This window comes from Klebsiella sp. HN106, assembly GCF_051209435.1.
In the GTDB taxonomy this organism is placed as follows: Bacteria; Pseudomonadota; Gammaproteobacteria; order Enterobacterales; family Enterobacteriaceae; genus Klebsiella; species Klebsiella oxytoca.
On record NZ_JBLURD010000001.1, the window covers coordinates 531970 to 554673 of the forward strand.

Consider the following 22704-nt stretch of genomic DNA (forward strand, 5'->3'; position numbering starts at 1 on the left):
TATGTCTTTTTTCCCATAACATGATAGCGGGGGCTACAACCTTACCAACGCCCCAACCTGCAACCCACATTGCTGCATCAGCCAGAGCCTCCTTAACCCATAACTTTAATCCGAGGTATCAGATTCAAATATCGCTGACCGCAGACAGGCTCGTGATGAGCCATGTTATACTTGTTGATTACTGCCAAGGAGGGAGAAATATGCGTATCAATACCAAAATGAGGTTGGCAGCACTGTTATACCTTATGGCGGCCTACGCTGTTGCCCTGCCGGCACTGGCGCTGTTCACGGACCTGGTGATAAACGGCGGGATTATTGATATGTGGCAAGGCTCGTATTCATTTTTGAACCTTCTTGATCTGCGTAAAATTCTTTATCTGCAGTTTGCCGGGCTGGGCGCTATCCTGGGTTTTGTCTACTGGCTATTTTTCTTTAGAAAATACCGTCATCACGATCCGCTGGATAAATATTTTAAGTAGCGCCGGGCGCTACTTATTGATTTATCCTGCAGGTTCATCGCTCAGCAGTTAATCACTACGTCAGAAATATCGCATTGCCGCTATTCCCTGCGCTGAATATCGGATAGTCAGCAGCGGCAATGCTTACCTGCCCTTTCGGCTCGATGGCGGTTTGACAGCGAACGGTTAATTCAGGGCCAGACAGGCGTCAGTGATTAACGCGCAGATTATACCGCCGCGCGCATAGATCCGGGTGCTATTTACCCTGAAGTTCCCTGCGGATAATTTCCGCCCCGGCGCTTAACGCATTGAGCTTGCCGGTTGCGACCCGCCGCGATAGCGGCGCCATACCGCAGTTGGTTGAAGGATAAAGCTTATCGGCATCAACAAACTGCAGCGCCTTACGTAAGGTTGCGGCGACCTCCTCCGGCGTTTCGATCGCATTGGTCGCCACGTCGATAGCGCCCACCATCACTTTTTTACCGCGAATCAGTTCAAGCAGATCCATGGGAACATGCGAGTTATGGCATTCCAGCGAAATGATATCGATACTGGAGGTTTGCAGTTGAGGAAACGCTTCTTCATACTGTCTCCACTCCGTCCCCAGCGTCTTTTTCCAGTCGGTATTGGCTTTGATGCCATATCCATAGCAGATATGCACCGCGGTTTCGCATTTGAGTCCTTCAACGGCTCTTTCTAATGCCGCGATCCCCCAGTCATTGACCTCGTCAAAGAATACGTTAAAGGCGGGCTCGTCAAACTGAATAATATCAACGCCGGCGGCCTCCAACTCTTTGGCTTCCTGATTGAGTATTTTCGCAAATTCCCAGGCGAGTTTTTCGCGGCTCTTATAGTGATCGTCATAGAGCGTATCAATCATAGTCATCGGCCCGGGGAGCGCCCATTTGATCGGCTGTTTGGTAAGCTGACGTAAAAAACGCGCATCTTCAACAAAAACGGGCTTTTGCCGCTCGACGGCCCCCACGACGGTCGGGACGCTTGCATCATAGCGATTACGGATTTTGACAACTTCGCGCTTTGCGAAATCCACGCCGCTGAGGTGCTCAATAAACGTGGTGACAAAGTGCTGGCGCGTTTGTTCGCCATCGCTGACGATATCAATACCGGCGCGTAGCTGATCGAATAAGGACAAACTCAGCGCGTCTTTTTTCCCGTCGATTAATTCCTGGCTTTCGAGTTTCCATGCAGACCATAGTTTCTCAGGCTCTGCAAGCCAGGAAGGTTTCGGTAAGCTGCCGGCCGTTGAAGTAGGAAGTAATTTTTTCATTATAAATAGCCTTATATCTGCGATGGATTAAAGAGCGGAATAAGCAGACCACTGCTCAAGAATATTTTTATACGGTTTGATAAAGTGCTCTTCAGTAAACTTCCCCTGCTCTATAGCCAGCTGGCTACGCTCTTCCCGGTCATAAACTATTTTGGTTAACGAATGATCCTGATGATTCAGATCGGGCTGATAGCACAGGCCTGCTGCGGAGTTAGCGTTGTAGATCTCAGGCCGGTATATCTTCTGGAACGTCTCCATCGTGCTGATGGTACTCATCAGCTCAAGGCTGCTGTAATCGCTCAGTAAATCTCCGGTAAAATAAAATGCCAAAGGCGCTACGCTGTTTTTCGGCATAAAATAGCGGACCTGCAGGCCCATTTTTGCAAAATACTGCTCGGTCAAAGACGAGGCGTTTGGCCGATACTCAAGGCCTAATACCGGATGGCGGTTTCCGGTCTGCTGATAGGTGTCTTTACTGGACACGCTGAGGCAGATCACCGGCGGCTTTTTGAAATTGGCTTTATATTCGGCGGAGTGAACGAAATGCTTAAAGATATTCCCGTGCAAGTTGCCAAAATCATCTGGGATGCTAAAGCCAGAACGTTGTTTATTATAGTCCGGTAGCAATACGCTGAAGTCATAGTCGCGAACATATGAGGAGAAATTATTGCCAACGATGCCTTCAATACGCTCACCCGTTCTTTTATCAATAATTGTGGTTTGCAATATCTCAATCGCCGGAAAGGTGGTTCCAGTCTCTTCAATAACCATTTCCACGGAAATAATATTCAACGCAACAGAGTAACGATCGCTTTTGGGATTATCCCAATGCGCCAGCGTATTGAACCGATTGTCTATCATGACTAAGGTGTTGCGCAAATTCTCCTGCCGATTTTTGCCACGAGCCAGATTAGCAAAGTTGGTCGTAATACGCGTACTTTCCGAGGGGTTATAGTTTTCATCAAACAGCGTGCTTTTGATGGTAAACGTAAAATCTTTATTCATGGCGATCTGGCATCCTGGTTTTGCAATGAAAAGTGATTATCGGACGAATTCCCGGCGTTAACGGATTTGCTCGCCAGCACTCTTCATGTTGCCAATAAGTTAATATTACCTAATTTATGCCAGAGCCCCGCAAGGAGGGAAAGCGACTTAATTTCATTGCAACATGAGCCATTTTCATGATCTGGCTCACAGCCTGGTTCAGCATCGCTGTAGGCGGGGATTGAGAGGATTCGCGGCGGGCGCAGGCGCTCAGATGGCCGCTACCGGGCCGCATAAATCGAAGCGCGGCGATCGGAAGGCCGCGCGAAGATAACACGTTTTTACGCCTGTACGAGGCTATCCGCTGTGTTCACCGGCCAGCGTATCTCTCCTACGCCGTTCAGTTCGGGCAGGGCAAACAAGAACCCCTGAAAACGCTTGATACCCGCGGATTCAAGCCAGCACCACTCTTCGATACGTTCAATCCCTTCCGCCACCACCGCAATTTCCAGCTCATGACAGCAGTTGATGATAGAACGGACGACGGCCTGCTTAGGGCCGCTCAGGTGGATATTGGTAATAATCTCACGATCGATTTTGACTTTGTCAGGCTGGATTTTGGTTAACAACGACAGTCCGGCATAACCGGCACCAAAATCATCAATAGCCAGCCCCATTCCGGAGACGCGCAGTTTTTTAATCGCACTACTAAACTGGCTGAAACCGGAGATCATTTCGTCTTCAGTCACTTCTACGATAACCTGTTCAGGCATCAACCCATACTTTTTAATTTCCTGCAGCAGGAATTCCACGGCATCGGGAACCACCACCAAAGACATCGGCAGAATATTAATGGATATTTTATGATCGCCGATGTCTATTTCTTTTGCCAGCGCGAAAGCCACCGATTTAGATTTGAGGTCAATTTCATAACGTTTATCATGGTCGATTGAAGCAAAAAAGCTCGCCGGACTCCCACCATCTTTATTACGAATAAGCGCTTCCAGTGAAGTGATATGACCGGCCAGGGGCTCAATAATGGGCTGAAATGCAAACTGGCAGCATTGAGTATCAACTGGGGAGCGTTCAGGTGTATGAAAAGGCGATCTTTGTGGGATAACTGACCATTTTTCAGGCTGGAAATACTGGGAAACCGGGAGAGCTCTTTTTTGCGTTATAAACGTATGAATAAATTTATAAACGCGCTCTTCCGTCAGAAGATAGCTCTTCAACTTGCTTAGCTGGCGAACGGTTTTCAGCACGGCATCGGCTTCTAGCGTATCCAGATCAAAGTACATCATACCGACGTTTTCGAAGCGCCTGCGCGGGGCGTAATCTCGCATCAGCTCGACGACACCAAAGTGTCGGCTGTCGTGTTTAATCTTGCTGAAGAGCTGCTCCAGAATACTTTCGTCACCTTCAAGCACTTGAAGGATAACATTATCTTTAAAAAGAAGAATGCCTGAAACGCCATGAGACATGTTATTAACATTCGCTTTTTCAACCAGCAAAGAGAGATTAATTTCATGAGTTAAAGGTATCTGACTTCTGTAAATCAGGGTTGTCAGCATAATCCCATCCAGATTTTTGCCAGGAGAAAAGAGACTGTGTAACACACTTTCACTTTTAAACACAGCTTATTTATAATATTTTGCATCCATCCACAAATCCAACTGGAGACTTATCCTTAATGTAAAAAATACACGCCCCCACCGCTAATAAAAACCTCTTAAAGCCAAAAATAAATTTACAATATCCGATGAGGACCCTGGTAGATTCAGAAATATAAAAAATGCATCCAGACTATTTATTTTCTGTTTATCAGGCCGCACCGGCAATGGCATGAAAAATATAAAGAGCAAGATGAAGCGGCTAAAGCTGGCTAGTGTCGCTGTCCTGGCAAATATATCCCTGCTCGCGCATGCGCAGTAGACTCTCGGCGCTGGCGCAGACCATACCCGTAGTCAGCATTTCAAAACCAAAACGGCGGTAGAAGCCGACTTTATCCACCACCGAATAGATAAAGGTTTTGCCAAACGGCCGCAGCCGCTCGCTGGCCGCCTGCATCAGCAACTTCCCGTATCCCTTCCCCTGGCAGTTCGGGGCCACCGCAACATCCGCAAGATAGCTGCACCAGGTCAGATCGCTAATCGCGCGGGCAACGGCGACCAGCTGACCCTTTTCATAGCCAAACCAGCAAAAAGTACTATGACGAAACGCCCGTTCAACCAATGCAATATCGCGCTGATTAAGTCCCGCATCGGCAATGATCTCCGCAACCCTGCGCCAGTCAACAGACTCCAGGTGCTCTTTCTCTTTTAATACCATCATGATATTGCCCTTCACTCGCCAGCCCTGGCTTTCAGCATAGCTGAACGACGCTGAAAAAAGAGAGGCCGGCCCGCCAGGCCAATAGCATATTATGCTGTGGTAAAAACTATGGCCTTGGGAAATCTTCTGATACCCTGCGGAAAAACCAGCGCATTTATGCTTGCAGCAGGCGATTAACCCGCCTGATAGCAGAATTAAATAAAATCAGAACGTTTTCCGTCGGCAAAAAATGGGCAAAAAAAACCGCCATGTGACTGGCGGTGAATGAATGCTTGCATGGATAGATTGTATTTTGCATTTTTACGTGCAGAGCACGAGCAGCTCTGTCTACGTCTCTAATCGGTACGCTACCACAGGCTACTTCAATGAAAGCTAAACGGCGGTGGCGCTCATAGCTTTTCCACCAGCGCCTTAAGTTGACTAATCAGCTCATCTTTTTCCCCCTCCCCGTTCCCCGTAACGGGCCAGGTGGACTGGCGGATAATCAGGCGGGTGGGCAGCAGTTCGCGAATTTTCAGCTGTGGGGCAGCCATAAGCTTGATCAGCAGCTCGACCGCCCTTTTCCCCAGCACGTTGAAATCCTGGGCGACGGTGGTCAGCGGCGGCTGGAAGTAGAGGCTGTCCGCCGTGTCATCATAACCGGTCACCGAGATGGCCTGGCTGCCGGTACGATAAAGCTGCGCCAGCGCGCTCAGCACCCCGAGCGCCATTTGATCGTTAGCGACCACGATCGCGCTAATGCGCGGATGCTGATGCAGCAGCTCGAACGTTTTACTCCAGCCGCTGGCGGCACTCCAGTCGCCAAATACCGTTACCGCATTACTGACGCCCAGGCGGTGCAGCGTCTCGCGCCAGCTGCTGAGCCGCATTCGCGCGGAGATCGAGCTCTCCGGCCCGGCAAGCAGTCCGAACTCGCGGTGTCCGGCGTCCCACAAATGCCGCACGCAGGCGCCACATCCATCACGATGATCGAAACGCACGCCGCAAACGTCGGCCTCCGGCGAAACATCGAGAAACATGCAGGCTATATCTGGATTCTCCGCCACCAGACGCTCCGCAAGACTACTTTCCAGCGGCAGGCTGATAATCGCTCCGCGAATATGCTGGGCGCGAAACTCATTGAGTCGCGCCTGCAGAGACGCGTAATCGACCTGCACCGGCATCGCAATTGAGACCTCAAGCTGATGCAAACCAGCATAGCTTTTCACCGCCGCGGCGATTTGCGAAGGCGCGTGCAGCGTCAGCGAGGCGGTAATCAGCCCAATCGACGGCGCGGATTTACCCGCCAGCAGCTGCGCGGAGCGGTTTGGTACATAGCGCAGCGTCTGCATCGCGCGGATCACTTTTTCGCGGGTTCGTTCGGACACCACCCCAGGATTATTCAGCACCCGGGAGACCGTTTGCTGAGAAACGCCGGCCTCGCGGGCCACATCGTCAAGCGTTGCCAGGCGACGCTGCATAGTGCACTCCTTCTGAATCAAAACCTCAATGTCGTCCGCTAACATTTTATGTTTAAAAGACGACAAAAATCAGCTGTTTTCCCAGCTTTTCGTGATCGCCGGTGGGTTTCATTTTCGCCAATATTGCGGCCATAGCGAAAATAACTGATAACAAAATCATATTGTCTAGCGAACGACATTTTTATCACTTATCCCTCAGGAATGCGTATGCAACAACACCACTCTATTTCCGCCGCAGCAGCCACGTTCCATCAGATTCTCGCCCGCGAGGACTGGCAGAACCAGACCATTACCCATCTCAACCGTTTACCGGCCCACCCGACTTTCGCCAGCTGGCGCGATACCGACGCCGCGCGGAAAAACCAGCCCTCGGCGTTCCGCCGCCGGCTTGACGGCCAGTGGCAATTCTCCTGGGCCCGCAGCCCGTTTGACGTGGATGCCCGCTGGCTGGAAGACGATCTGCCGGACAGCCGCAGTACGCCGGTACCCTCAAACTGGCAAATGCAGGGCTACGATGCGCCCATCTATACCAACGTTCGCTACCCTATCGACACCACCCCGCCGCGCGTTCCGCAAGAGAACCCGACCGGTTGCTACTCATTGACCTTTCGCGTTGATGAGAGCTGGCGGGCCGACGGCCAGACGCAGATTATCTTCGATGGCGTCAACTCCGCGTTTCATCTGTGGTGCAACGGCGAATGGGTCGGTTATTCGCAGGATAGTCGCCTGCCAGCGGCCTTCGATCTCTCCCCCTATCTTCAGCCGGGCGATAACCGTATCTGCGTGATGGTGATGCGCTGGAGCGCGGGAACCTGGCTTGAGGATCAGGATATGTGGCGCATGAGCGGTATCTTCCGCTCGGTCTGGCTGCTGAATAAACCGACGTTGCACCTCTGCGACGTCCAGCTTACGCCGCAGCTGGATGCCCTCTACCGCGATGCCGAACTGCTGGTGAACTTAAGCGTCGCCTCACCGGTCGCGCTGCTGGAGGAGCTGACGGTGAAAGTCGAACTGTGGGATGACGATCGCCTGGTCGCCAGCCACCAGCAGTCGCCCGGTTCGCCGATTATCGATGAGCGCGGAAACTATGCGGAGCGCGCGGCCATTCGTCTGCCGGTAGAACGTCCGGCGCTATGGAGCGCGGAAACGCCAGACTGCTATCGGGCGGTCGTGTCGCTGTGGCGCGGCGATGAACCGATTGAGGCCGAAGCCTGGGATATCGGTTTCCGCCGCGTTGAAATCAAAAACGGCCTGCTGCTGTTGAACGGCAAACCGCTGCTGATCCGCGGCGTCAACCGTCACGAGCATCACCACCAGCGCGGACAGGTCGTTACCGAAGAGGATATGGTGCAGGACATTCTGTTGATGAAGCAGAACAACTTTAACGCCGTACGCTGCTCGCATTATCCAAACACCCCACGCTGGTACGAGCTGTGCAACCGCTACGGCCTGTACGTCGTTGATGAGGCCAATATAGAAACCCACGGCATGGTGCCGATGAATCGAATATCCGACGATCCGGCCTGGCTACCGGCCTTCAGCGCCCGCGTCAGTCGAATGCTGCAAAGCAACCGCAACCATCCGTCCATTATTATCTGGTCACTGGGGAATGAGTCCGGCGGCGGCGGTAACCATGAAGCGATGTATCACTGGCTGAAGCGCAACGATCCCTCCCGCCCGGTACAGTACGAAGGCGGCGGCGCCGACAGCACCACCACCGATATTATCTGCCCGATGTACGCCCGCGTTGACCGCGACCAGCCGATTCCGACGGTGCCGAAATGGGGAATCAAAAAGTGGATCAGTCTGCCTGGAGAACAACGCCCGCTGATCCTCTGCGAATACGCCCATGCGATGGGTAACAGCCTCGGCAACTTTGCTGATTACTGGCAGGCATTTCGCGACTATCCTCGCCTGCAGGGCGGGTTTATCTGGGACTGGGCGGATCAGGCCATCAGTAAAACCTTCGACGACGGCAGCGTTGGCTGGGCCTACGGCGGTGATTTTGGCGACAAACCGAACGATCGCCAGTTCTGCATGAACGGTCTGGTGTTCCCCGACCGCCGCGCGCATCCTTCCTTAATCGAGGCCAAACATGCGCAGCAGTACTTCCAGTTTGCGCTGCTCGCGCAATCCCCGCTGCGTATCCGCCTCAGCAGCGAATATCTGTTCCGCGCCACCGATAACGAAGAGCTGCGCTGGCAGGTTCAGGCCGCGGGTGAAACTTTTGCTGAGGGTAGCGTGAAGCTGGCGCTTTGCCCGGAGGGCCAGAGTGAGCTGACGTTGTGCGATGCGCTGACGCTGCCCGCCGGCGCGGAAGAGGTGTGGTTGACGCTGGAGGTAGTCCAGCCCCAGGCCACCGTCTGGTCCGACGCCGGGCATCGCGTTGCGTGGCAGCAGTTCCCGCTCGCCGCGCCGCTGGCGCTACGCGGCCCTCGGTCTGCCGGTATCGCGCCAGCGCTGGAGAGCAGCGACGCGGCCTGGATTGTCCGCAGCGGCTCGCAGCAATGGACCATCGATCGGCAAAGCGGTCTGTTAACCCACTGGCAGGTGGACGGCGTGGAACAGCTGCTGACCCCGCTGCGCGACCAGTTTGTGCGCGCACCGCTGGATAACGACATTGGCGTCAGCGAAGTGGAGCGTATTGACCCTAACGCCTGGGTAGAGCGCTGGAAAAGCGCCGGACTTTACGAGCTCAGCGCCCGCTGCGTCCAGTGCGACGCTCAGCGCCTGGCCCATGAAGTGGTTATCGATAGCCGCTGGCACTATCTGCGCGGCGACGAAGCGGTGATTGTCAGCCACTGGCGGATGACATTTGATAGCGAAGGCAAGCTGCATCTGGCGGTCGATGGCGAACGTGCCGGCCCCCTGCCGCCGCTGCCGCGCATCGGGCTGAATTTCCAGGTTCCGGACCAGCACCAACCGGTATCCTGGCTCGGCTACGGTCCGCATGAGAACTATCCGGACCGCCGCACCAGCGCCTGCTTCTCCCGCTGGCAGCTGCCGCTGGAGGAGATGACCACGCCGTACATTTTCCCGACGGAAAACGGCCTGCGCTGCGACAGCAAAACGCTGGACTGGGGGCGCTGGCACGTGGGAGGCAACTTCCACTTCTCCGTACAGCCCTATGGCACCACGCAGTTAATGGAGACCGATCACTGGCACTGGATGAAGCCGGAAAACGGCGTCTGGATCACCCTCGACGCTCAGCACATGGGCATCGGCGGCGATGACTCCTGGACGCCCAGCGTACTACAGCAATGGCTGCTGCTTGAGACACAATGGCAATATCAGTTAACGATTCACTTCCAATAATAATCGGGGGCGCAAGCCCCCAACCTTACAGGCATAATAATATGGAATATTCACAATGAAACTCTCTGAACTGGCGCCACGAGAACGGCATAATTTTATATATTTCATGCTGTTCTTTTTCTTCTACTATTTCATCATGTCAGCCTATTTTCCCTTTTTCCCGGTGTGGCTGGCGGAAGTTAACCATTTAACCAAAACCGAGACGGGGATCGTCTTCTCCTCTATTTCGCTATTCGCGATAATCTTCCAGCCGGTTTTTGGCCTGATTTCGGATAAGCTCGGTCTGCGCAAGCATCTGCTGTGGACGATTACGATTTTGTTAATCCTGTTTGCGCCCTTTTTTATTTTCGTCTTTTCGCCGCTGCTGCAGATGAATATCATCGCGGGCGCGCTGGTGGGCGGGATTTATCTGGGGATCGTCTTTTCCAGCGGCTCCGGGGCGGTAGAAGCCTATATTGAACGCGTCAGCCGCGCCAACCGTTTTGAATACGGTAAAGTCCGCGTCTCCGGCTGCGTCGGCTGGGCGCTGTGCGCGTCAATCACCGGCATTTTATTTAGTATCGACCCGAACATTACGTTCTGGATCGCCTCCGGTTTCGCTCTGATCCTCGGCGTACTGCTGTGGGTATCAAAGCCGGAGAGTAGCAACAGCGCCGAGGTTATCGATGCCCTGGGCGCCAACCGTCAGGCTTTCTCCATGCGCACCGCCGCAGAGCTTTTGCGGATGCCGCGCTTCTGGGGCTTTATTATTTATGTCGTTGGCGTCGCCAGCGTCTATGACGTTTTTGACCAGCAGTTCGCCAACTTCTTTAAGGGCTTTTTCTCCAGCCCCCAGCGCGGCACTGAAGTATTCGGCTTCGTCACCACCGGTGGGGAATTACTTAACGCGCTAATCATGTTCTGCGCCCCGGCGATTATTAACCGGATTGGCGCTAAAAACGCCCTGCTAATTGCCGGGATGATTATGTCAGTACGCATTTTAGGATCGTCTTTCGCTAACTCGGCGGTGGAAGTGATCATTTTAAAAATGCTGCATATGTTCGAGATCCCGTTCCTGCTGGTCGGCACCTTTAAATATATCTCTTCGGCATTTAACCCGAAGCTCTCGGCGACCCTGTTCCTGATCGGTTTCAATTTATCAAAACAGCTGTCAGGCGTTGTGCTCTCGGCGTGGGTAGGACGGATGTATGATACCGTCGGCTTCCATCAGGCCTATCTGATCCTGGGCTGTATTACCCTGAGCTTTACCCTCATCTCGCTGTTCACCCTGAAAGGCAGCAAAACCCTGCTCCCGGCCGCGGCATAACATCAGGCCGCCGGAAACCCTCCGGCGGCGCTTCGGCAATACACCGTTACTACACCGAATAAGTCAGTTGCCGCTAGCTGGCGATCCGCGTTTCCCCATCGCTATTTTCCAGCCCGTAAATCCGGGCTTCCGCCATGGATGAAACCAGCTCAGCCAGCTCCGCGGAGTGGCTGGTTAGCCAGATTTGGCTATAGCGGGAGGCTTCGACAATCAGCCGGGCCAGCGCGGGGAACATTTGACGATGCAGGCTGTTTTCCGGCTCGTTAATAGCCAGAAATGCCGGCGGACGCGGGCTCAGCAGCGCCACCGCCAGGCACAGGAAACGCAGCGTGCCATCGGACATTTCCGCCGCCAGTAAAGGTCGCCAGACGCCATTGCGGCGCATCTTTATCGAGAAACGCGAATTCTCATTTTCACAGTAAAATGTACACTCCGGGAACGCTTCGCCGAGGATCTCATGCAGCAGCTCTTCGGCGCCGATTTCCACGATGGTCTGAAAAGCGGCGGCAAGGTTGTGCCCATCGCTGTCCAGCACCGGCGAGCGGTAACCTACCGTCGGATGACGCAACGGCGAGAGTCTGCCTATATTGAATTCGTGATAAAAGCGCCAGTGGCGCATGGTTTCCCTGACCCTGGAGACTTCAGGAAAGCGGTGCGGCTCGCCCAGTTGGCCAAAAATCGATTCATTCTCATAAATCGCGTCGGTAAAAGTGCTTTTTTCACCATTGACGTCAACCAGGAACGCCGCCTGGTTTTTGCGTTCCAGCACGCGCGATGAAGGGCGTCGGGAAAATCCTGCCAGCCAGATAGACTCCTCTTTAACGATGGGATCCAGCTGGAACTGAGTCGGATACGGCAGTTTTTCCGGGAAACCTACCTGCAGCTGGTAGTCAAACTCATCGGTCAGGCAGGCAATCTGCAGCCGCCGCGGAAAGCGATCGTTCGGCGCGCTCGGCCCGGACCACATAATGTTCTCCAGGCCGCCTTCATCGCTGATATAACCGGAGAACTTTCCATCGGCGCAGGCGGTTAACAGATGGATGGCTTTATAAATGTTGGATTTGCCGCAGCCGTTGGGGCCAAAGACGATATTCAGCGCGCCGAGTTCCAGCTCAATATCCCTGACCGATCTGAAATTTTTTATCCGGATATGGTTAATCATAAATTCCCGAAACTGATAGAAGCGTTTCGCTCTACTGTATCGGAGGCAAAAGGAAAACGAAATATGAGGAGACCGGACGACAAGCGATCGCCCGGAACCTGCTTAGCCGAAGAGTTTTTTCATGCCGCGAGTTAGCGCGACTCTTTTGAGTTTTTCCGTATCCTCATGGCTCTCGTTGAAAACGCCGAAAAAATAGCGTTCATCATCAATGGTCTGCGATACGATTCTGTAGCTCAGCGGCTGACCGGATTTCGCGCCATACTGCGCAGGCGTCACGGAAATCTCCGTCGCGTTATCGGCAACGCTGACCATCAGGCCGTCGCCTTTCCCTCCAACCAGCATCACCTTAATTAACGGGTGCACCATGTCTCTCCCGGGTTGAGGTCAATGATTAATTTTCGATGGCCGCTGGCTGACAGTTGGCCGCTGCGCCGCCCTGGCCGGACGAGCCTTTCGGGGAAGCCGGACGCGCGCCCTCTTTACCAACAACGGGCGGTAACGGCACGCCTTCTTTGTCCACCGCAGGCGGCGCCTTCTGGCAGGTCGCCGTTTTCGTCACATCTGCGCCCCAGGCGGGCATTTGCAGACTCAGGAGCGCCACGGGAGCAAGCAGTAACGTATTCTTCAGTACTTTCTTATAGTTCATACCGGCCTTGAGTCAAAAATGTATTTCTCATGCTGAGCTAAGCGCTGATTATTAGTAGTAAAAGCTGACAAATGATGAAGGAAAAAAGAGGAATTGTGAACATCAATAGTTCTTATTTATGAATTGCGACGTTTCCAGCCCCAGCGCCCGAGGGATCTTATATCTAAGAATTATCTCAATCAATTGAAATAACAGGAATACCACCAATTCTGGCGAAGTTTTTTACAGGAGCACCGCTCTATACTGAAAACGAAAATAACCATCAGGATTATACAATGACAAAACTCCCTCTGATACTTCTTCTGGCTGGCGCGGGGCTATTACAGGGCTGCTCGGCGTTCGATAAACATCACGGCGTTAACTGGGGCGAAGGTACCTGCCCGACTCCCGCGCCAGAAGCGATTAGCAAATCGAAGCAGCTGATTATTGAGGATGGTAAAACCCTCAAATGCCAGATTCGTCCTTATGTCAGCAATATGGCCTGTCAGGGGATCACCGATAAAACTCATGCCGATGGCGTCGTTTGCCAGAACGGATTAGGGCAATCAATTTTGTTTACCTTCGACGATAAAGGCGTACTGCAAAAACACGGTAGCGTGTAAGCGCTCACGCTAGGGAAAATTCCTGGAGTGACGCTCGCCGCGGCCCGAACATTGGTACTTCGCCTGTTAGCCACTAGACTTAAATAAGTCAAACGAAAGGAGAGTCTCATGTCATCACAAGAGTATGAAAACGACGCGCAGAATCTGGCCGATAAAGTGGGCAATAAAGTCAATGAATTTGCCGGGGAAGCCCAGCAGCAGTTTGGTGATGCGGTAGATTCGCCGAAACATCAGCTAAAAGGCGCGGCCCGTAAATACGCCGCTCAGGCTTCGGATGCCGTTTCAGAGGTCTCCGAGCGCGTCAGGGAAAATCCGTTAACCGGACTGCTGGCCGCCGGCGCTATCGGCCTGGTCATTGGTCTGTTGGCAGGACGGAAGTAATTCTCCAGCCTGCGGGCCTGAAAACTGATGGCAAGCCGGTTTTACACCTTTCCCCTATTCCAGCCCGCCAATAGCTGAGAAACACCGGAGTGTTATCAGGTTACGCACTCTTCACCGGCCCGGTAAAGCGCTTGCCGCTACCGGGCTATTTCTCCCCTATGCGGTTTGTCAGCCATCAGAAGCGTTGAGAGCCTGAACGTGGGGTATTGCTGCAAGAAATCCTTAAAGCGCCCTTAAATTCCCACCACCGCAGCCACCTCAAACTGGAAAACGTACGGATCGGACAGCAGCTGGAATTGCTCATCATCGGCATAGGTGACGGCGACATGGTACTCTTCACCGGCAAAAGCGATGATAGCATCCAGATCGTTCCAGTAGGTCGCCAGAAAGAAGTGTTCCCACTCCCCCTGCGTTTCCCGCCTGACGAAGGCGCCCGCGTTGCCGGCAATGCTCCGCGAATGCTGCACTCCGGTTGCCTGCAAATGCCCCGCAAACGCATCGCCAAACGCAACGGGAACACAACCATGCCAGGTTCTGACAATCATCGACAGACTCCATATAAAATCAATAAAAATGAATTTATAGCAAATAAAATCGCCACTGTGTGATTTTTTATTCATTTCACACTATTGCGTCGACGCCCTTTTTTGCTGCCGTTTCTGCTTCTATCCCCAGGCCCAACCCTGCACGCTGACACATCCGCTAAAATTACAGGTATAATCCCACAAATTATTCAGCCGATTCAGAAACGAGATGACAAAACTCACCTTACAAGAGCAGATGCTAAAAGCCGGCTTAGTGACCAGCAAAAAGATGGCCAAGGTTCAAAGAACGGCGAAAAAGTCACGCGTTCAGGCGCGCGAGGCCAGAGAGGCGGTGGAAGAGAATAAGAAAGCGCAGCTGGAGCGGGATAAACAGCTTAGCGAGCAGCAAAAGCAGGCAGCGTTATCGAAAGAATATAAAGCGCAGGTCAAACAGCTCATCGAGATGAATAAAATCGATATTTCTAAAGGCAATATTGATTTTAATTTCACGGATAACAATTTCATTAAAAAAATCACCGTGGATAAACTGACCCAGGCACAGCTGATAAGCGGTCGCCTCGCCATTGCGCGCCTGGCGGGTGATAGCGACGGCGAGAGCAAATACGCGATTATCCCGGCAAGCGTAGCCGATAAGATCGCCCAGCGCGACGCCAGCAGCATTGTCTTAAACAGCGCGCTCAGCGCGGAAGAGCAGGATGAAGACGATCCGTATGCTGATTTTAAAGTACCTGATGATTTGATGTGGTAAATCGCGTTAGCCCGCTCAGGCAAAAGATTTAGACGTAGTCTGCGCGGGCAATGTGCTTTACACTGCGCGCGGCAAAAAATTGAGTAGATAAACGATTAACCAGGCGGTAATGGCGATGAACGGAACGATCACAACGTGGTTTAAAGATAAAGGTTTTGGATTTATCAAAGATGAAAACGGCGATAATCGCTACTTTCATGTGATTAAGGTTGCCAACCCTGAGCTGATTAAAAAGGATGCGGCGGTCACTTTCGAACCCACAACCAATAACAAGGGTTTGTCAGCGTACGCCGTGAAGGTCCTCCCGGAAAGCAAATATATCTATATCGCAGGCGAGCGGATTAAGCTCACGTCGATAAAATCTTACCTGGTTTATAACGAGGAGGAGCCTGCCGACACCCGCATTGATAAAGAGAACGCGGTCCTCTCCGTGGGCCTGCTGATGGGAAATATCAGGCCAAAATCAGCCGCTAAGCCCGGGGAAATGCGCTCGGTCAAAAAGCTGGCCATCACCACCTTCCAGGGCACCACGCTCATCTTCACGGAAGATGAGATAGACATCGACGCCACGGTGAAACTGCTTAAGGTGTAAGATCCTTCGGTGAAGAAAGCCGGGGCAGAGCTCACTTTCTGCCGCCCGCCTGCCCATGCAGCCTGACGTTTCCCGAACTGGTGTTGTGCAGCCGGGTACCGGGACAGTGGCGCAGGTTTGGCTCTTCTGTAAGCCGCAAAAAACAGCCGCAACGCGCAGGTTGCGGCTACCTTCAATACGCTTAACTGGCAGCTATCAGGCTCTACGCCCGGCGTTCATTGCTGTATCAATGCCGAGGATCGGCAATGATACGTGAAGGACTGCCGTATAGTACGAGTATCTTATTACCTTCGACAAACAAGGGGGTATTACCTTGTACAACGGTCATCAGATTACCGTTTTCCGTTTCGATAACATATTCCATCCCCGTCTGTTTTGTCGCAGAAGCTTCAAGCGCTGCGCCGGTTAGCCCCCCGACAACCGCCCCGCCAATAGCGCCGACAATATTCGCGCGAGTGCCTCCTCCAATTGCAGACCCTGCAGCCGCTCCCGCGGCCGTACCCGCAGCACCGCCCAAAGCGGATGTGCCACGAATATCGACCGGTCGCGCGCTAATGATAGTGCCGGCAATAGAGCGATTCACCATGCCTACCGAACCCACGGAATAGCTATTCGGGGAAATATCCTGCGCACACCCCCCTAACAACGTGAGCATCGTGATTAAAGCGACCCGTCTCATTTATCTACCTTCGAAGGGAACATCGGGCGGGAGAGTTCAATGCTTTCTAACGCTTGTAAGAACTGCGTAATATTGTTTTGTACCGCGCGGTTTATTGATTCACGGGCGCGAACAACGCCCACGAAGGCATAGGATGCAGGCACAGTTCCAGTAGATTCGATATCTTGCGTATAAATAATATCGCCATTAGAGCGGTTAATTACCTCATAACGCGCAACGGCTTTCGTTGTCATGGCCATGCCAAAGCTCGGAACGTCAATCGCTAAGACTTTCACGTTAAGGCTCACCGTATTAGCAGAGTTATCTTTAAAGATCGCCATTCTATCGAGCGCCTCTTGTAACGAGTCTCGCCAAATGGGGGTAATGGTTTCCATCCCCGCGACGATATCGCCTTTCTGCTCATCGGGACGCGCAAGCGAAACCGTGAGTGATTTTAGCTGTGCATCAATTTTCTTCTGGCTAACGCCAACGCCAGGTGTAGAAAAATTCAGAGGTGGAACGCTGGCACATCCTGTTAAAGACCCAATAACAACAGCAATTAAGAGTAGTTTTTTCATTATTTATCCCCGTTAGTTGTAAGGTCATCCTAACGTAATAAATAATCCAGATATATTGATTTTAATCAGTTAGTTAAATAATAGGATAAACATTATCTCTGGCGTGGACGTTAAATGGATTTTGCCATCGCTTTTTGGGCTCTCGGCTACGCTCACAACATTTATCACTGCAATCAGATAAAAGCGCGCAGGATACTGAAAGATAGACACTAATTTATTCAGAACTTTCTCAGGTTTTAATTTTTTAAAGGGATTGAGTAGCGGATATTTGCGCCATAAACCGGGCCCTGCTCAACGAACTTCGAGAGGGCCAGGTCCGCCGCGATTGCGGCCACGGCGCCGTTGAAAATAGAGGAGAAGCATACTGACCTATACTTAAAATCTGATATCCGATTAGAGGTAGCTATGTGCGGACGTTTTGCTCAATCACAAACCAGGGAAGAATATCTGACCTATCTGGCTGAAGAAGCCGAGCGCGACATTGCTTATGATCCGCAGCCTATAGGACGCTATAACGTGGCGCCCGGTACCAAAGTTCTGTTGCTCAGCGAACGTAACGAACGGCTGCACCTCGATCCGGTACACTGGGGCTATGCCCCCGGGTGGTGGGACAAACCCGCGCTTATTAACGCTCGTGCCGAAACCGCGGCCACCAGCAGAATGTTTAAACCGCTATGGCAGCATGGCCGGGCGATTTGCTTTGCCGACGGTTGGTTCGAGTGGAAGCGTGAAGGCGATAAAAAACAACCCTACTTCATCCATCGTAAAGACGGTAAGCCTCTATTCATGGCGGCGATCGGCAGCGTACCTTTCGAACGCGGCGATGAAGCGGAAGGGTTTCTTATCGTCACGTCCGCCGCCGATCGAGGCCTTGTCGATATTCACGACCGCCGCCCGTTAGTGCTGGAGCCTGAAGCTGCCAGGAAATGGATGCGCCAGGATGTCGGTGGGAAAGAAGCGGAAGAGATTATTGCCGACGGGGCGGTTTCCGCAGACCATTTCGCCTGCCACCCGGTATCGCGAGCGGTAGGTAATGTGAAAAACCAGGGACCGGAATTGATACAAGCACTCAGCTAAGCACAATCTGCATATACCTCTTACAGGCGCGATCGTTCCATGTTCGTAAAATATATCACCCAGAATAAGCTAATCCGCATTATGTGTTAAAGAAAGGTTATTATACAGCACAAAGTGAACAGAATTTACATTAACGTCACCTATCATATTCGCCATAATCAAAATTGGTGATGTTAATGACTGTACTTAAAAGCTTTTTCTTCTTCCTTGGCGCGGCTTGTACCTGCGCATTTGTGGTACTTTGCCTGTGGGTCGATATACATTATTGGGATTATAATATTTCGGAATTATCACTCACTGAAATTGTTCAGGAGTTGGTGTTAGCTACCATTGTTGTTATTCATTTTCTGCTGGCGAAGCAGTATAAATCCATGCGCTACTGCAATATTCTTATTGGCGGCTTTTTCCTTGCCATGCTAATTCGTGAGCTGGACGCCCTTTTTGATCTTATTTCTCACGGGAGTTGGGTGTGGTTTGCGCTGATTGCCGCTCTGGCAGCCTTAATTAATCCACTTATTCATTATCGTCAGACCATGGAACAGCTTACACAATATACCCGTACGCCCGGGTACGGCATGTTAATCAGCGGGCTGCTGGCTATTCTGGTCTTCTCCCGACTCTTCGGTATGCAAGGTTTATGGCAGGCCATACTCGATGACGGTTACGTTCGGGTTGTAAAAAATGTCGTTGAGGAAGGCAGCGAATCATTCGGTTATATGCTTTGTCTCACCGCCTCTATTGGTTATTACTGCAATTTTCGCGGAACCCTGGGGCAGGAATCAACCTGAACCCTGCGCTGATATTGGCGTGTTATCCGAGCTGCGAGCTCAACCAGGCAACTTGCTAAGAAAGGAATGGTATAGAGTTGCGGCGTTCTCCCTATCACCTGACCTGAAGCAAATCGCTGTATCTCGTGGTGTAACGCGGCGAAAGCATCTCTCTTTTCATTTGCCATGCGGTCTGAATACCCTGCCCGGCAAAATAAAGGGTGCCTCTTCCCTCTTGCGAGTTGAGATGATCGAGCACTTCCATAAGCTTGCCGCTGTTATGCCGCGGGGCGTTGTCATCAAACAGGTTTAACTGCGCGACGCCCTGGCTAAAAAAGTCGCCGAGCATGACGCCAGCTTTCTGATAGCGGTGGCCATCGCGCCAGATTTTATCCAGGCACTTTACCGCCGCATGGATAATGTCGCGGGAATCCTGCGTGGGGATGAGAAGCATCACCTGGGCGCTGTTGCCATAGTAAGGCTCATTCAGTGCAAAGGGGGAAGTCTTCACGAACGTCGAAATAAAGCGGCAGTACTGATGCTCACCGCGCAGCTTTTCAGCCGCGCGGGCGGCATAGCTGCAGATCGCCTGACGCACCTGCTCATACTCGGTGACGCGTTCGCCGAAAGATCGGCTGCAGACGATCTCCTGCTTTGCCGGCGGGAATTCTTCCAGCTCAAGGCAGGGCTCGCCGCGAAGTTCTCTTACCGTTCGCTCCAGTACGACATTAAAGTGTTTTCGGATAACCCATGCGCTCTGCTCTGAGAGATCCAGAGCCGTTTTGATGCCCATCGTATTCAGTTTCTTACTGATGCGTCTGCCAACGCCCCAGACATCCTCCACGGGAACCAGGGCCAACAGCCGGCGCTGACGCTCAACGTTCGACAAATCAACCACGCCGCCCGTCTGCCTTTGCCATTTTTTAGCCGCATGATTGGCGAGCTTAGCCAGGGTTTTCGTTTGGGCAATGCCAACGCCAACGGTCAGATGCGTACGCTTAAGAACCGTAGCGCGGATCTCTTTACCAAACTCCGTCAGGTCACGGCAGTTTCGCACCCCCGTTAGATCGCAAAAAGCCTCATCAATGCTGTAAATCTCTACCCGCGGCAACATCTCCTCAAGCGTTGTCATCACGCGGTTGGACATATCCGCGTAAAGCTCGTAATTGCTGCTGAAGCAAACTACGCCAGCCCGTCTGAAAAGATCCTTTTGTTTGAAAAACGGTTCTCCCATCGTTATCCCGGCGGCTTTAGCTTCTGCGCTGCGCGCAATCACACAGCCATCGTTATTGGAAAGGACAACCACCGGCCGCCCTTTTAAATCGGGTCTGAACACCGTCTCACAGCTGGCATAAAATGAGTTCACGTCACACAGGGCGAACATCTCAGCCAGCCGCTTTGATGATATACGTCACCACACCGAATACATCCAGCGTGTCCTCGCTACCCACGACGATGGGGGTATAAGCGATATTCATCGGATTGAGCTGAACCCGTGGATGAAGCTGCAGCTTCTTAACGGTGAACTCCCCGTCCACCGCGGCAATCACGATATCGCCATGGACTGCAGTTCTTGAGCTATCCACGACCAGAAGATCCCCCTCACCAATGCCCGCATCCTTCATGCTATCGCCCGCAGCTTTGACAAAATACGTCGCTGAGGGGTGATTGACTAACAGTTCGTTCAGGTCGATTCGTTGTTCAACATAATCCTGAGCGGGGCTCGGAAAACCACATTGAACGAGACAACTGTATAGCGGAAGTGAAAGGACTTCTCGCAGCTCTGCAGGGGTGTAAAAAATCATTGTAAGTATCCGCTCACATAAATACTGTTTATACATACAGTATATTTAACCCGGCGACATATCAATATAGGTTCCGTCTATCAATTTACCTCACTGTCGTAACATATTGATGTAACGAGTAAGGTAAGTCCTAAAATGTTCCCGGCGATAAACTGTTTGTTGGTTTTGCCAGCAGTGCGACGATAAAATTTTGTCGCTATGGTTCTGCCTTCATAGCAAATTGCTCACCTGCAGCTCTTGCATACGGTTCGCAGGTGAGCAAACTGATCCCGCAGGGAAAATGACTTTTCCGCAGTTTGTACCGTGCATTTCTTGATATATCGGCGAACCGTTGCATAATTAAGATAATGCGCATCGCGCCCTTCTTCACGGGATATGCCAGTAGCAGCGCTATTCAACAGGAACCGCTTCTGCAGCTCACCCCCAGTCTGACCAGGCCATCGACACCTTCAGTAATAGCGTTTTTGAATGTTATTCAACAGCTTCATTCTATGAAGGCAGAAACACGTTTTCTCAAAAAAATCTTGAAATGAGGATTTAAGCCCATGAAATATGTATAGTTACAATGACATAGAAATAATTAAAGCCAACCTTGAGTGGATTGTTAATCAAACGACTGCGAATTCCCGGAGCCCCTCAGTTTCCGATCGCAAAACGCTCAACAGCCTTCAGGAGCTCATACAGAGCTATGAAGGGCTACTTGAGTTAATCATCCAGTATGGAATTGCTGTAGTAGATAAGGAAATCATCGAAGGGCTGTCCCTTACGGAGAAGTTTATTGCTAAGGTTAAATCGAATGCGCATGCATTTTAGCCCCCCCAACAGAATCTCCAGGCCAATATTGATGCGTTTAAGGGTTGATGCTGGAGAAGAAAAAGAACAGAAAACCGGGCTCTGGCACCCGGTTCTCGATGAATCGACAAAGCGCTCGACGAACCTCAGCCCGCGGTTTTCCGGCACCACTCAATATCCGGATCCTGCCCGCGTCGCTGGCGATAACGCTCAGCTAAATCAGATCAGTCCTGTTGCCGCGAGACAGCACCGCCTCGCGCAAGCGCTGGCCGTTTTCTCGCGTTAAACCGCCCTGCTCAACGAATCACCGGCAGCCCTGGTCCACTATCTGCTTAATCCAGTCGGTTAACCCGGAAGCCCGCCGCATGCTTATACTTTGCTGACGAGGAAAAGAAAGGATAAAAAAGGGAGAGCAATCTGTTTTGCTTTAATTATTTATATTAAAGAAAAACAGGCCGCTAAAGGTAAATCCCCTGACCTGTTTATCCGACATTAATAATCCTAAAAAAGAGTTATTTACACTGGGAACCTAAACCAAGTTTGACATAAGGTAATGACAGCATATCGGGTTCAGTACTGGAAAAGTAAATGACGCCAGTGCGGGACTCTCCTGGCTTATATGGGGATAAAAGTTCTAACTGTATCCCATGCCCCATTAAGGTTTTCCCCATATTATCATCGAGGTAAAAACACATTTTATTATCTTTACCAGGAACCAAAGGTTCACTGGAGTTGTTGTTAACCGTAACCTGATATGATAGCAAATGCTCAGCTTTCCCCGTCACGCTGTTCCATACACTTCCGGCCCCCTCTTTCTGCGCATAGACAGTGACGTCTGGGGACTTAACGGCGGAAATCGCCTGACCGGCGGCCATTAAAGATAGAAACAGACTAAAAATTTTAATTTTCCTGGAGAACATTATAATCCCTAACGCTAAAAACTTAAGAACAGGTACTAACATGACAACACAGCAAGGTTAAGTCACACTCATGCTATTTACAATACATTTATCGCTTATTTCATCCCTTTAGCTTAAATCTTATAAAAACTCACATTTTGATGTGGGCGCACATCACACAGAACATTTAAATAAGAAAAGAGGGACGTTTGATATTTTATTATAAAGCATGAGATGACTGCCTGCTTTTGTAACAAAATGTATTAGCCATTGAATTACTGAACTCACCAGTTAAATTATAAGCATGGAA

The 22704-nt window shown here is 51.5% G+C and carries 23 protein-coding genes and 1 pseudogene; 9 read left to right on the plus strand and 15 right to left on the minus strand.

Annotation, left to right across the window (positions count from 1 at the left end; genetic code table 11):
* Positions 1-200: 200 nt before the first annotated feature.
* Positions 201-479: a hypothetical protein gene (locus ACSIPU_RS02480; RefSeq protein WP_024274236.1), complete on the plus strand. Its 279-nt coding sequence runs from the start codon at positions 201-203 to the stop codon at positions 477-479.
* A 235-nt stretch (positions 480-714) separates the two neighbouring features.
* On the opposite strand, the gene ACSIPU_RS02485 is transcribed toward ACSIPU_RS02480, so the two are convergent.
* The 5 genes from ACSIPU_RS02485 to ACSIPU_RS02505 all read right to left on the minus strand — a co-directional run bounded on the left by ACSIPU_RS02485 (position 715) and on the right by ACSIPU_RS02505 (position 6521).
* Positions 715-1746 (minus strand): methionine synthase, encoded by a 1032-nt coding sequence (locus ACSIPU_RS02485; RefSeq protein ID WP_017145799.1) that lies wholly within the window; start codon positions 1744-1746, stop codon positions 715-717.
* Positions 1747-1773: 27 nt separating this feature from the next.
* Positions 1774-2751, minus strand: coding sequence for a DUF1852 domain-containing protein (locus ACSIPU_RS02490; RefSeq protein ID WP_049095209.1), 978 nt, complete (start codon positions 2749-2751; stop codon positions 1774-1776).
* A gap of 320 nt (positions 2752-3071) precedes the next feature.
* Positions 3072-4301: a diguanylate phosphodiesterase gene (locus ACSIPU_RS02495; protein ID WP_032728323.1), complete on the minus strand. Its 1230-nt coding sequence runs from the start codon at positions 4299-4301 to the stop codon at positions 3072-3074.
* A gap of 301 nt (positions 4302-4602) precedes the next feature.
* Entirely contained in the window at positions 4603-5061 is a 459-nt protein-coding gene (locus tag ACSIPU_RS02500; RefSeq protein ID WP_049095210.1) for a GNAT family N-acetyltransferase, read from the minus strand.
* A gap of 389 nt (positions 5062-5450) precedes the next feature.
* Positions 5451-6521, minus strand: coding sequence for a LacI family DNA-binding transcriptional regulator (locus ACSIPU_RS02505; protein ID WP_049095211.1), 1071 nt, complete (start codon positions 6519-6521; stop codon positions 5451-5453).
* A gap of 207 nt (positions 6522-6728) precedes the next feature.
* On the opposite strand from ACSIPU_RS02505, the gene ACSIPU_RS02510 reads away from it, so the two are divergent.
* Together ACSIPU_RS02510 and ACSIPU_RS02515 are read left to right on the plus strand one after the other, a co-directional pair.
* Positions 6729-9836: a beta-galactosidase gene (locus tag ACSIPU_RS02510; protein WP_049095212.1), complete on the plus strand. Its 3108-nt coding sequence runs from the start codon at positions 6729-6731 to the stop codon at positions 9834-9836.
* A gap of 55 nt (positions 9837-9891) precedes the next feature.
* Positions 9892-11142: an MFS transporter gene (locus ACSIPU_RS02515; protein ID WP_004113311.1), complete on the plus strand. Its 1251-nt coding sequence runs from the start codon at positions 9892-9894 to the stop codon at positions 11140-11142.
* 73 nt (positions 11143-11215) lie between these two features.
* Here the strand turns inward: ACSIPU_RS02515 and ACSIPU_RS02520 are convergent, their stop codons facing one another.
* From ACSIPU_RS02520 to ACSIPU_RS02530, 3 genes are all read right to left on the minus strand, one after another.
* Positions 11216-12304 (minus strand): AAA family ATPase, encoded by a 1089-nt coding sequence (locus tag ACSIPU_RS02520; protein ID WP_024274239.1) that lies wholly within the window; start codon positions 12302-12304, stop codon positions 11216-11218.
* Between the two features lie 102 nt (positions 12305-12406).
* Positions 12407-12667, minus strand: coding sequence for a hypothetical protein (locus ACSIPU_RS02525; RefSeq protein ID WP_024274240.1), 261 nt, complete (start codon positions 12665-12667; stop codon positions 12407-12409).
* A 28-nt stretch (positions 12668-12695) separates the two neighbouring features.
* Positions 12696-12950, minus strand: a complete 255-nt coding sequence (locus ACSIPU_RS02530) for a hypothetical protein (RefSeq protein WP_004102396.1) — start codon at positions 12948-12950, stop codon at positions 12696-12698.
* 275 nt (positions 12951-13225) lie between these two features.
* On the opposite strand from ACSIPU_RS02530, the gene ACSIPU_RS02535 reads away from it, so the two are divergent.
* Together ACSIPU_RS02535 and ACSIPU_RS02540 are read left to right on the plus strand one after the other, a co-directional pair.
* Positions 13226-13552, plus strand: coding sequence for a hypothetical protein (locus ACSIPU_RS02535; protein WP_004102397.1), 327 nt, complete (start codon positions 13226-13228; stop codon positions 13550-13552).
* 108 nt (positions 13553-13660) lie between these two features.
* On the plus strand, positions 13661-13933 hold the full coding sequence (locus tag ACSIPU_RS02540) for a DUF883 family protein (protein ID WP_004102398.1): 273 nt from the start codon (positions 13661-13663) through the stop codon (positions 13931-13933).
* A gap of 233 nt (positions 13934-14166) precedes the next feature.
* On the opposite strand, the gene ACSIPU_RS02545 is transcribed toward ACSIPU_RS02540, so the two are convergent.
* Positions 14167-14478: a hypothetical protein gene (locus ACSIPU_RS02545; protein WP_004102400.1), complete on the minus strand. Its 312-nt coding sequence runs from the start codon at positions 14476-14478 to the stop codon at positions 14167-14169.
* A 208-nt stretch (positions 14479-14686) separates the two neighbouring features.
* On the opposite strand from ACSIPU_RS02545, the gene ACSIPU_RS02550 reads away from it, so the two are divergent.
* Both ACSIPU_RS02550 and ACSIPU_RS02555 read left to right on the plus strand, forming a co-directional pair.
* On the plus strand, positions 14687-15226 hold the full coding sequence (locus ACSIPU_RS02550) for a DUF2058 domain-containing protein (RefSeq protein WP_004102402.1): 540 nt from the start codon (positions 14687-14689) through the stop codon (positions 15224-15226).
* A gap of 109 nt (positions 15227-15335) precedes the next feature.
* Positions 15336-15818 carry a cold-shock protein gene (locus tag ACSIPU_RS02555; protein WP_004102404.1) on the plus strand — a complete coding sequence of 161 codons (483 nt, stop codon included), beginning with the start codon at positions 15336-15338 and terminating at the stop codon, positions 15816-15818.
* A gap of 226 nt (positions 15819-16044) precedes the next feature.
* Here ACSIPU_RS02555 and ACSIPU_RS02560 read toward each other — a convergent pair whose 3' ends face one another.
* Together ACSIPU_RS02560 and ACSIPU_RS02565 are read right to left on the minus strand one after the other, a co-directional pair.
* Complete coding sequence (locus ACSIPU_RS02560) at positions 16045-16497, minus strand: hypothetical protein (RefSeq protein WP_004102406.1); 453 nt, start codon at positions 16495-16497, stop codon at positions 16045-16047.
* Positions 16494-17054 (minus strand): UDP-N-acetylglucosamine acyltransferase, encoded by a 561-nt coding sequence (locus ACSIPU_RS02565; RefSeq protein WP_004102408.1) that lies wholly within the window; start codon positions 17052-17054, stop codon positions 16494-16496. The genes ACSIPU_RS02560 and ACSIPU_RS02565 overlap by 4 nt, the downstream gene beginning before the upstream one ends.
* 405 nt (positions 17055-17459) lie before the next feature.
* Between ACSIPU_RS02565 and ACSIPU_RS02570 the strand changes: the two genes are divergently transcribed.
* Positions 17460-18131, plus strand: a complete 672-nt coding sequence (locus ACSIPU_RS02570; RefSeq protein ID WP_004102410.1) for an SOS response-associated peptidase — start codon at positions 17460-17462, stop codon at positions 18129-18131.
* 176 nt (positions 18132-18307) lie between these two features.
* Positions 18308-18919, plus strand: a complete 612-nt coding sequence (locus ACSIPU_RS02575; RefSeq protein WP_004102413.1) for a hypothetical protein — start codon at positions 18308-18310, stop codon at positions 18917-18919.
* Between the two features lie 94 nt (positions 18920-19013).
* Here ACSIPU_RS02575 and ACSIPU_RS02580 read toward each other — a convergent pair whose 3' ends face one another.
* The 4 genes and pseudogenes from ACSIPU_RS02580 to ACSIPU_RS02595 all read right to left on the minus strand — a co-directional run bounded on the left by ACSIPU_RS02580 (position 19014) and on the right by ACSIPU_RS02595 (position 22457).
* Complete coding sequence (locus ACSIPU_RS02580) at positions 19014-20282, minus strand: Y-family DNA polymerase (RefSeq protein ID WP_016808795.1); 1269 nt, start codon at positions 20280-20282, stop codon at positions 19014-19016.
* A gap of 1 nt (position 20283) precedes the next feature.
* Positions 20284-20703 carry a translesion error-prone DNA polymerase V autoproteolytic subunit gene (locus tag ACSIPU_RS02585; protein WP_004102417.1) on the minus strand — a complete coding sequence of 140 codons (420 nt, stop codon included), beginning with the start codon at positions 20701-20703 and terminating at the stop codon, positions 20284-20286.
* Positions 20704-21641: 938 nt separating this feature from the next.
* Positions 21642-21835, minus strand: a pseudogene (locus ACSIPU_RS02590) (hypothetical protein); the annotation flags it as partial.
* A gap of 172 nt (positions 21836-22007) precedes the next feature.
* Positions 22008-22457 carry a DUF4354 family protein gene (locus tag ACSIPU_RS02595; protein ID WP_224226883.1) on the minus strand — a complete coding sequence of 150 codons (450 nt, stop codon included), beginning with the start codon at positions 22455-22457 and terminating at the stop codon, positions 22008-22010.
* Positions 22458-22704 lie beyond the last annotated feature (247 nt).

What these genes read in the sequence shown, in the direction of transcription:
- ACSIPU_RS02480 (WP_024274236.1), top strand. Translation starts at nt 201, where the DNA reads ATGCGTATCAATACCAAAATGAGGTTGGCAGCACTGTTATACCTTATG.
- ACSIPU_RS02485 (WP_017145799.1), bottom strand. Translation starts at nt 1,746, where the DNA reads ATGAAAAAATTACTTCCTACTTCAACGGCCGGCAGCTTACCGAAACCT.
- ACSIPU_RS02490 (WP_049095209.1), bottom strand. Translation starts at nt 2,751, where the DNA reads ATGAATAAAGATTTTACGTTTACCATCAAAAGCACGCTGTTTGATGAA.
- ACSIPU_RS02495 (WP_032728323.1), bottom strand. Translation starts at nt 4,301, where the DNA reads ATGCTGACAACCCTGATTTACAGAAGTCAGATACCTTTAACTCATGAA.
- ACSIPU_RS02500 (WP_049095210.1), bottom strand. Translation starts at nt 5,061, where the DNA reads ATGATGGTATTAAAAGAGAAAGAGCACCTGGAGTCTGTTGACTGGCGC.
- ACSIPU_RS02505 (WP_049095211.1), bottom strand. Translation starts at nt 6,521, where the DNA reads ATGCAGCGTCGCCTGGCAACGCTTGACGATGTGGCCCGCGAGGCCGGC.
- ACSIPU_RS02510 (WP_049095212.1), top strand. Translation starts at nt 6,729, where the DNA reads ATGCAACAACACCACTCTATTTCCGCCGCAGCAGCCACGTTCCATCAG.
- ACSIPU_RS02515 (WP_004113311.1), top strand. Translation starts at nt 9,892, where the DNA reads ATGAAACTCTCTGAACTGGCGCCACGAGAACGGCATAATTTTATATAT.
- ACSIPU_RS02520 (WP_024274239.1), bottom strand. Translation starts at nt 12,304, where the DNA reads ATGATTAACCATATCCGGATAAAAAATTTCAGATCGGTCAGGGATATT.
- ACSIPU_RS02530 (WP_004102396.1), bottom strand. Translation starts at nt 12,950, where the DNA reads ATGAACTATAAGAAAGTACTGAAGAATACGTTACTGCTTGCTCCCGTG.
- ACSIPU_RS02535 (WP_004102397.1), top strand. Translation starts at nt 13,226, where the DNA reads ATGACAAAACTCCCTCTGATACTTCTTCTGGCTGGCGCGGGGCTATTA.
- ACSIPU_RS02540 (WP_004102398.1), top strand. Translation starts at nt 13,661, where the DNA reads ATGTCATCACAAGAGTATGAAAACGACGCGCAGAATCTGGCCGATAAA.
- ACSIPU_RS02545 (WP_004102400.1), bottom strand. Translation starts at nt 14,478, where the DNA reads ATGATTGTCAGAACCTGGCATGGTTGTGTTCCCGTTGCGTTTGGCGAT.
- ACSIPU_RS02550 (WP_004102402.1), top strand. Translation starts at nt 14,687, where the DNA reads ATGACAAAACTCACCTTACAAGAGCAGATGCTAAAAGCCGGCTTAGTG.
- ACSIPU_RS02555 (WP_004102404.1), top strand. Translation starts at nt 15,336, where the DNA reads ATGGCGATGAACGGAACGATCACAACGTGGTTTAAAGATAAAGGTTTT.
- ACSIPU_RS02560 (WP_004102406.1), bottom strand. Translation starts at nt 16,497, where the DNA reads ATGAGACGGGTCGCTTTAATCACGATGCTCACGTTGTTAGGGGGGTGT.
- ACSIPU_RS02565 (WP_004102408.1), bottom strand. Translation starts at nt 17,054, where the DNA reads ATGAAAAAACTACTCTTAATTGCTGTTGTTATTGGGTCTTTAACAGGA.
- ACSIPU_RS02570 (WP_004102410.1), top strand. Translation starts at nt 17,460, where the DNA reads ATGTGCGGACGTTTTGCTCAATCACAAACCAGGGAAGAATATCTGACC.
- ACSIPU_RS02575 (WP_004102413.1), top strand. Translation starts at nt 18,308, where the DNA reads ATGACTGTACTTAAAAGCTTTTTCTTCTTCCTTGGCGCGGCTTGTACC.
- ACSIPU_RS02580 (WP_016808795.1), bottom strand. Translation starts at nt 20,282, where the DNA reads ATGTTCGCCCTGTGTGACGTGAACTCATTTTATGCCAGCTGTGAGACG.
- ACSIPU_RS02585 (WP_004102417.1), bottom strand. Translation starts at nt 20,703, where the DNA reads ATGATTTTTTACACCCCTGCAGAGCTGCGAGAAGTCCTTTCACTTCCG.
- ACSIPU_RS02595 (WP_224226883.1), bottom strand. Translation starts at nt 22,457, where the DNA reads ATGTTAGTACCTGTTCTTAAGTTTTTAGCGTTAGGGATTATAATGTTC.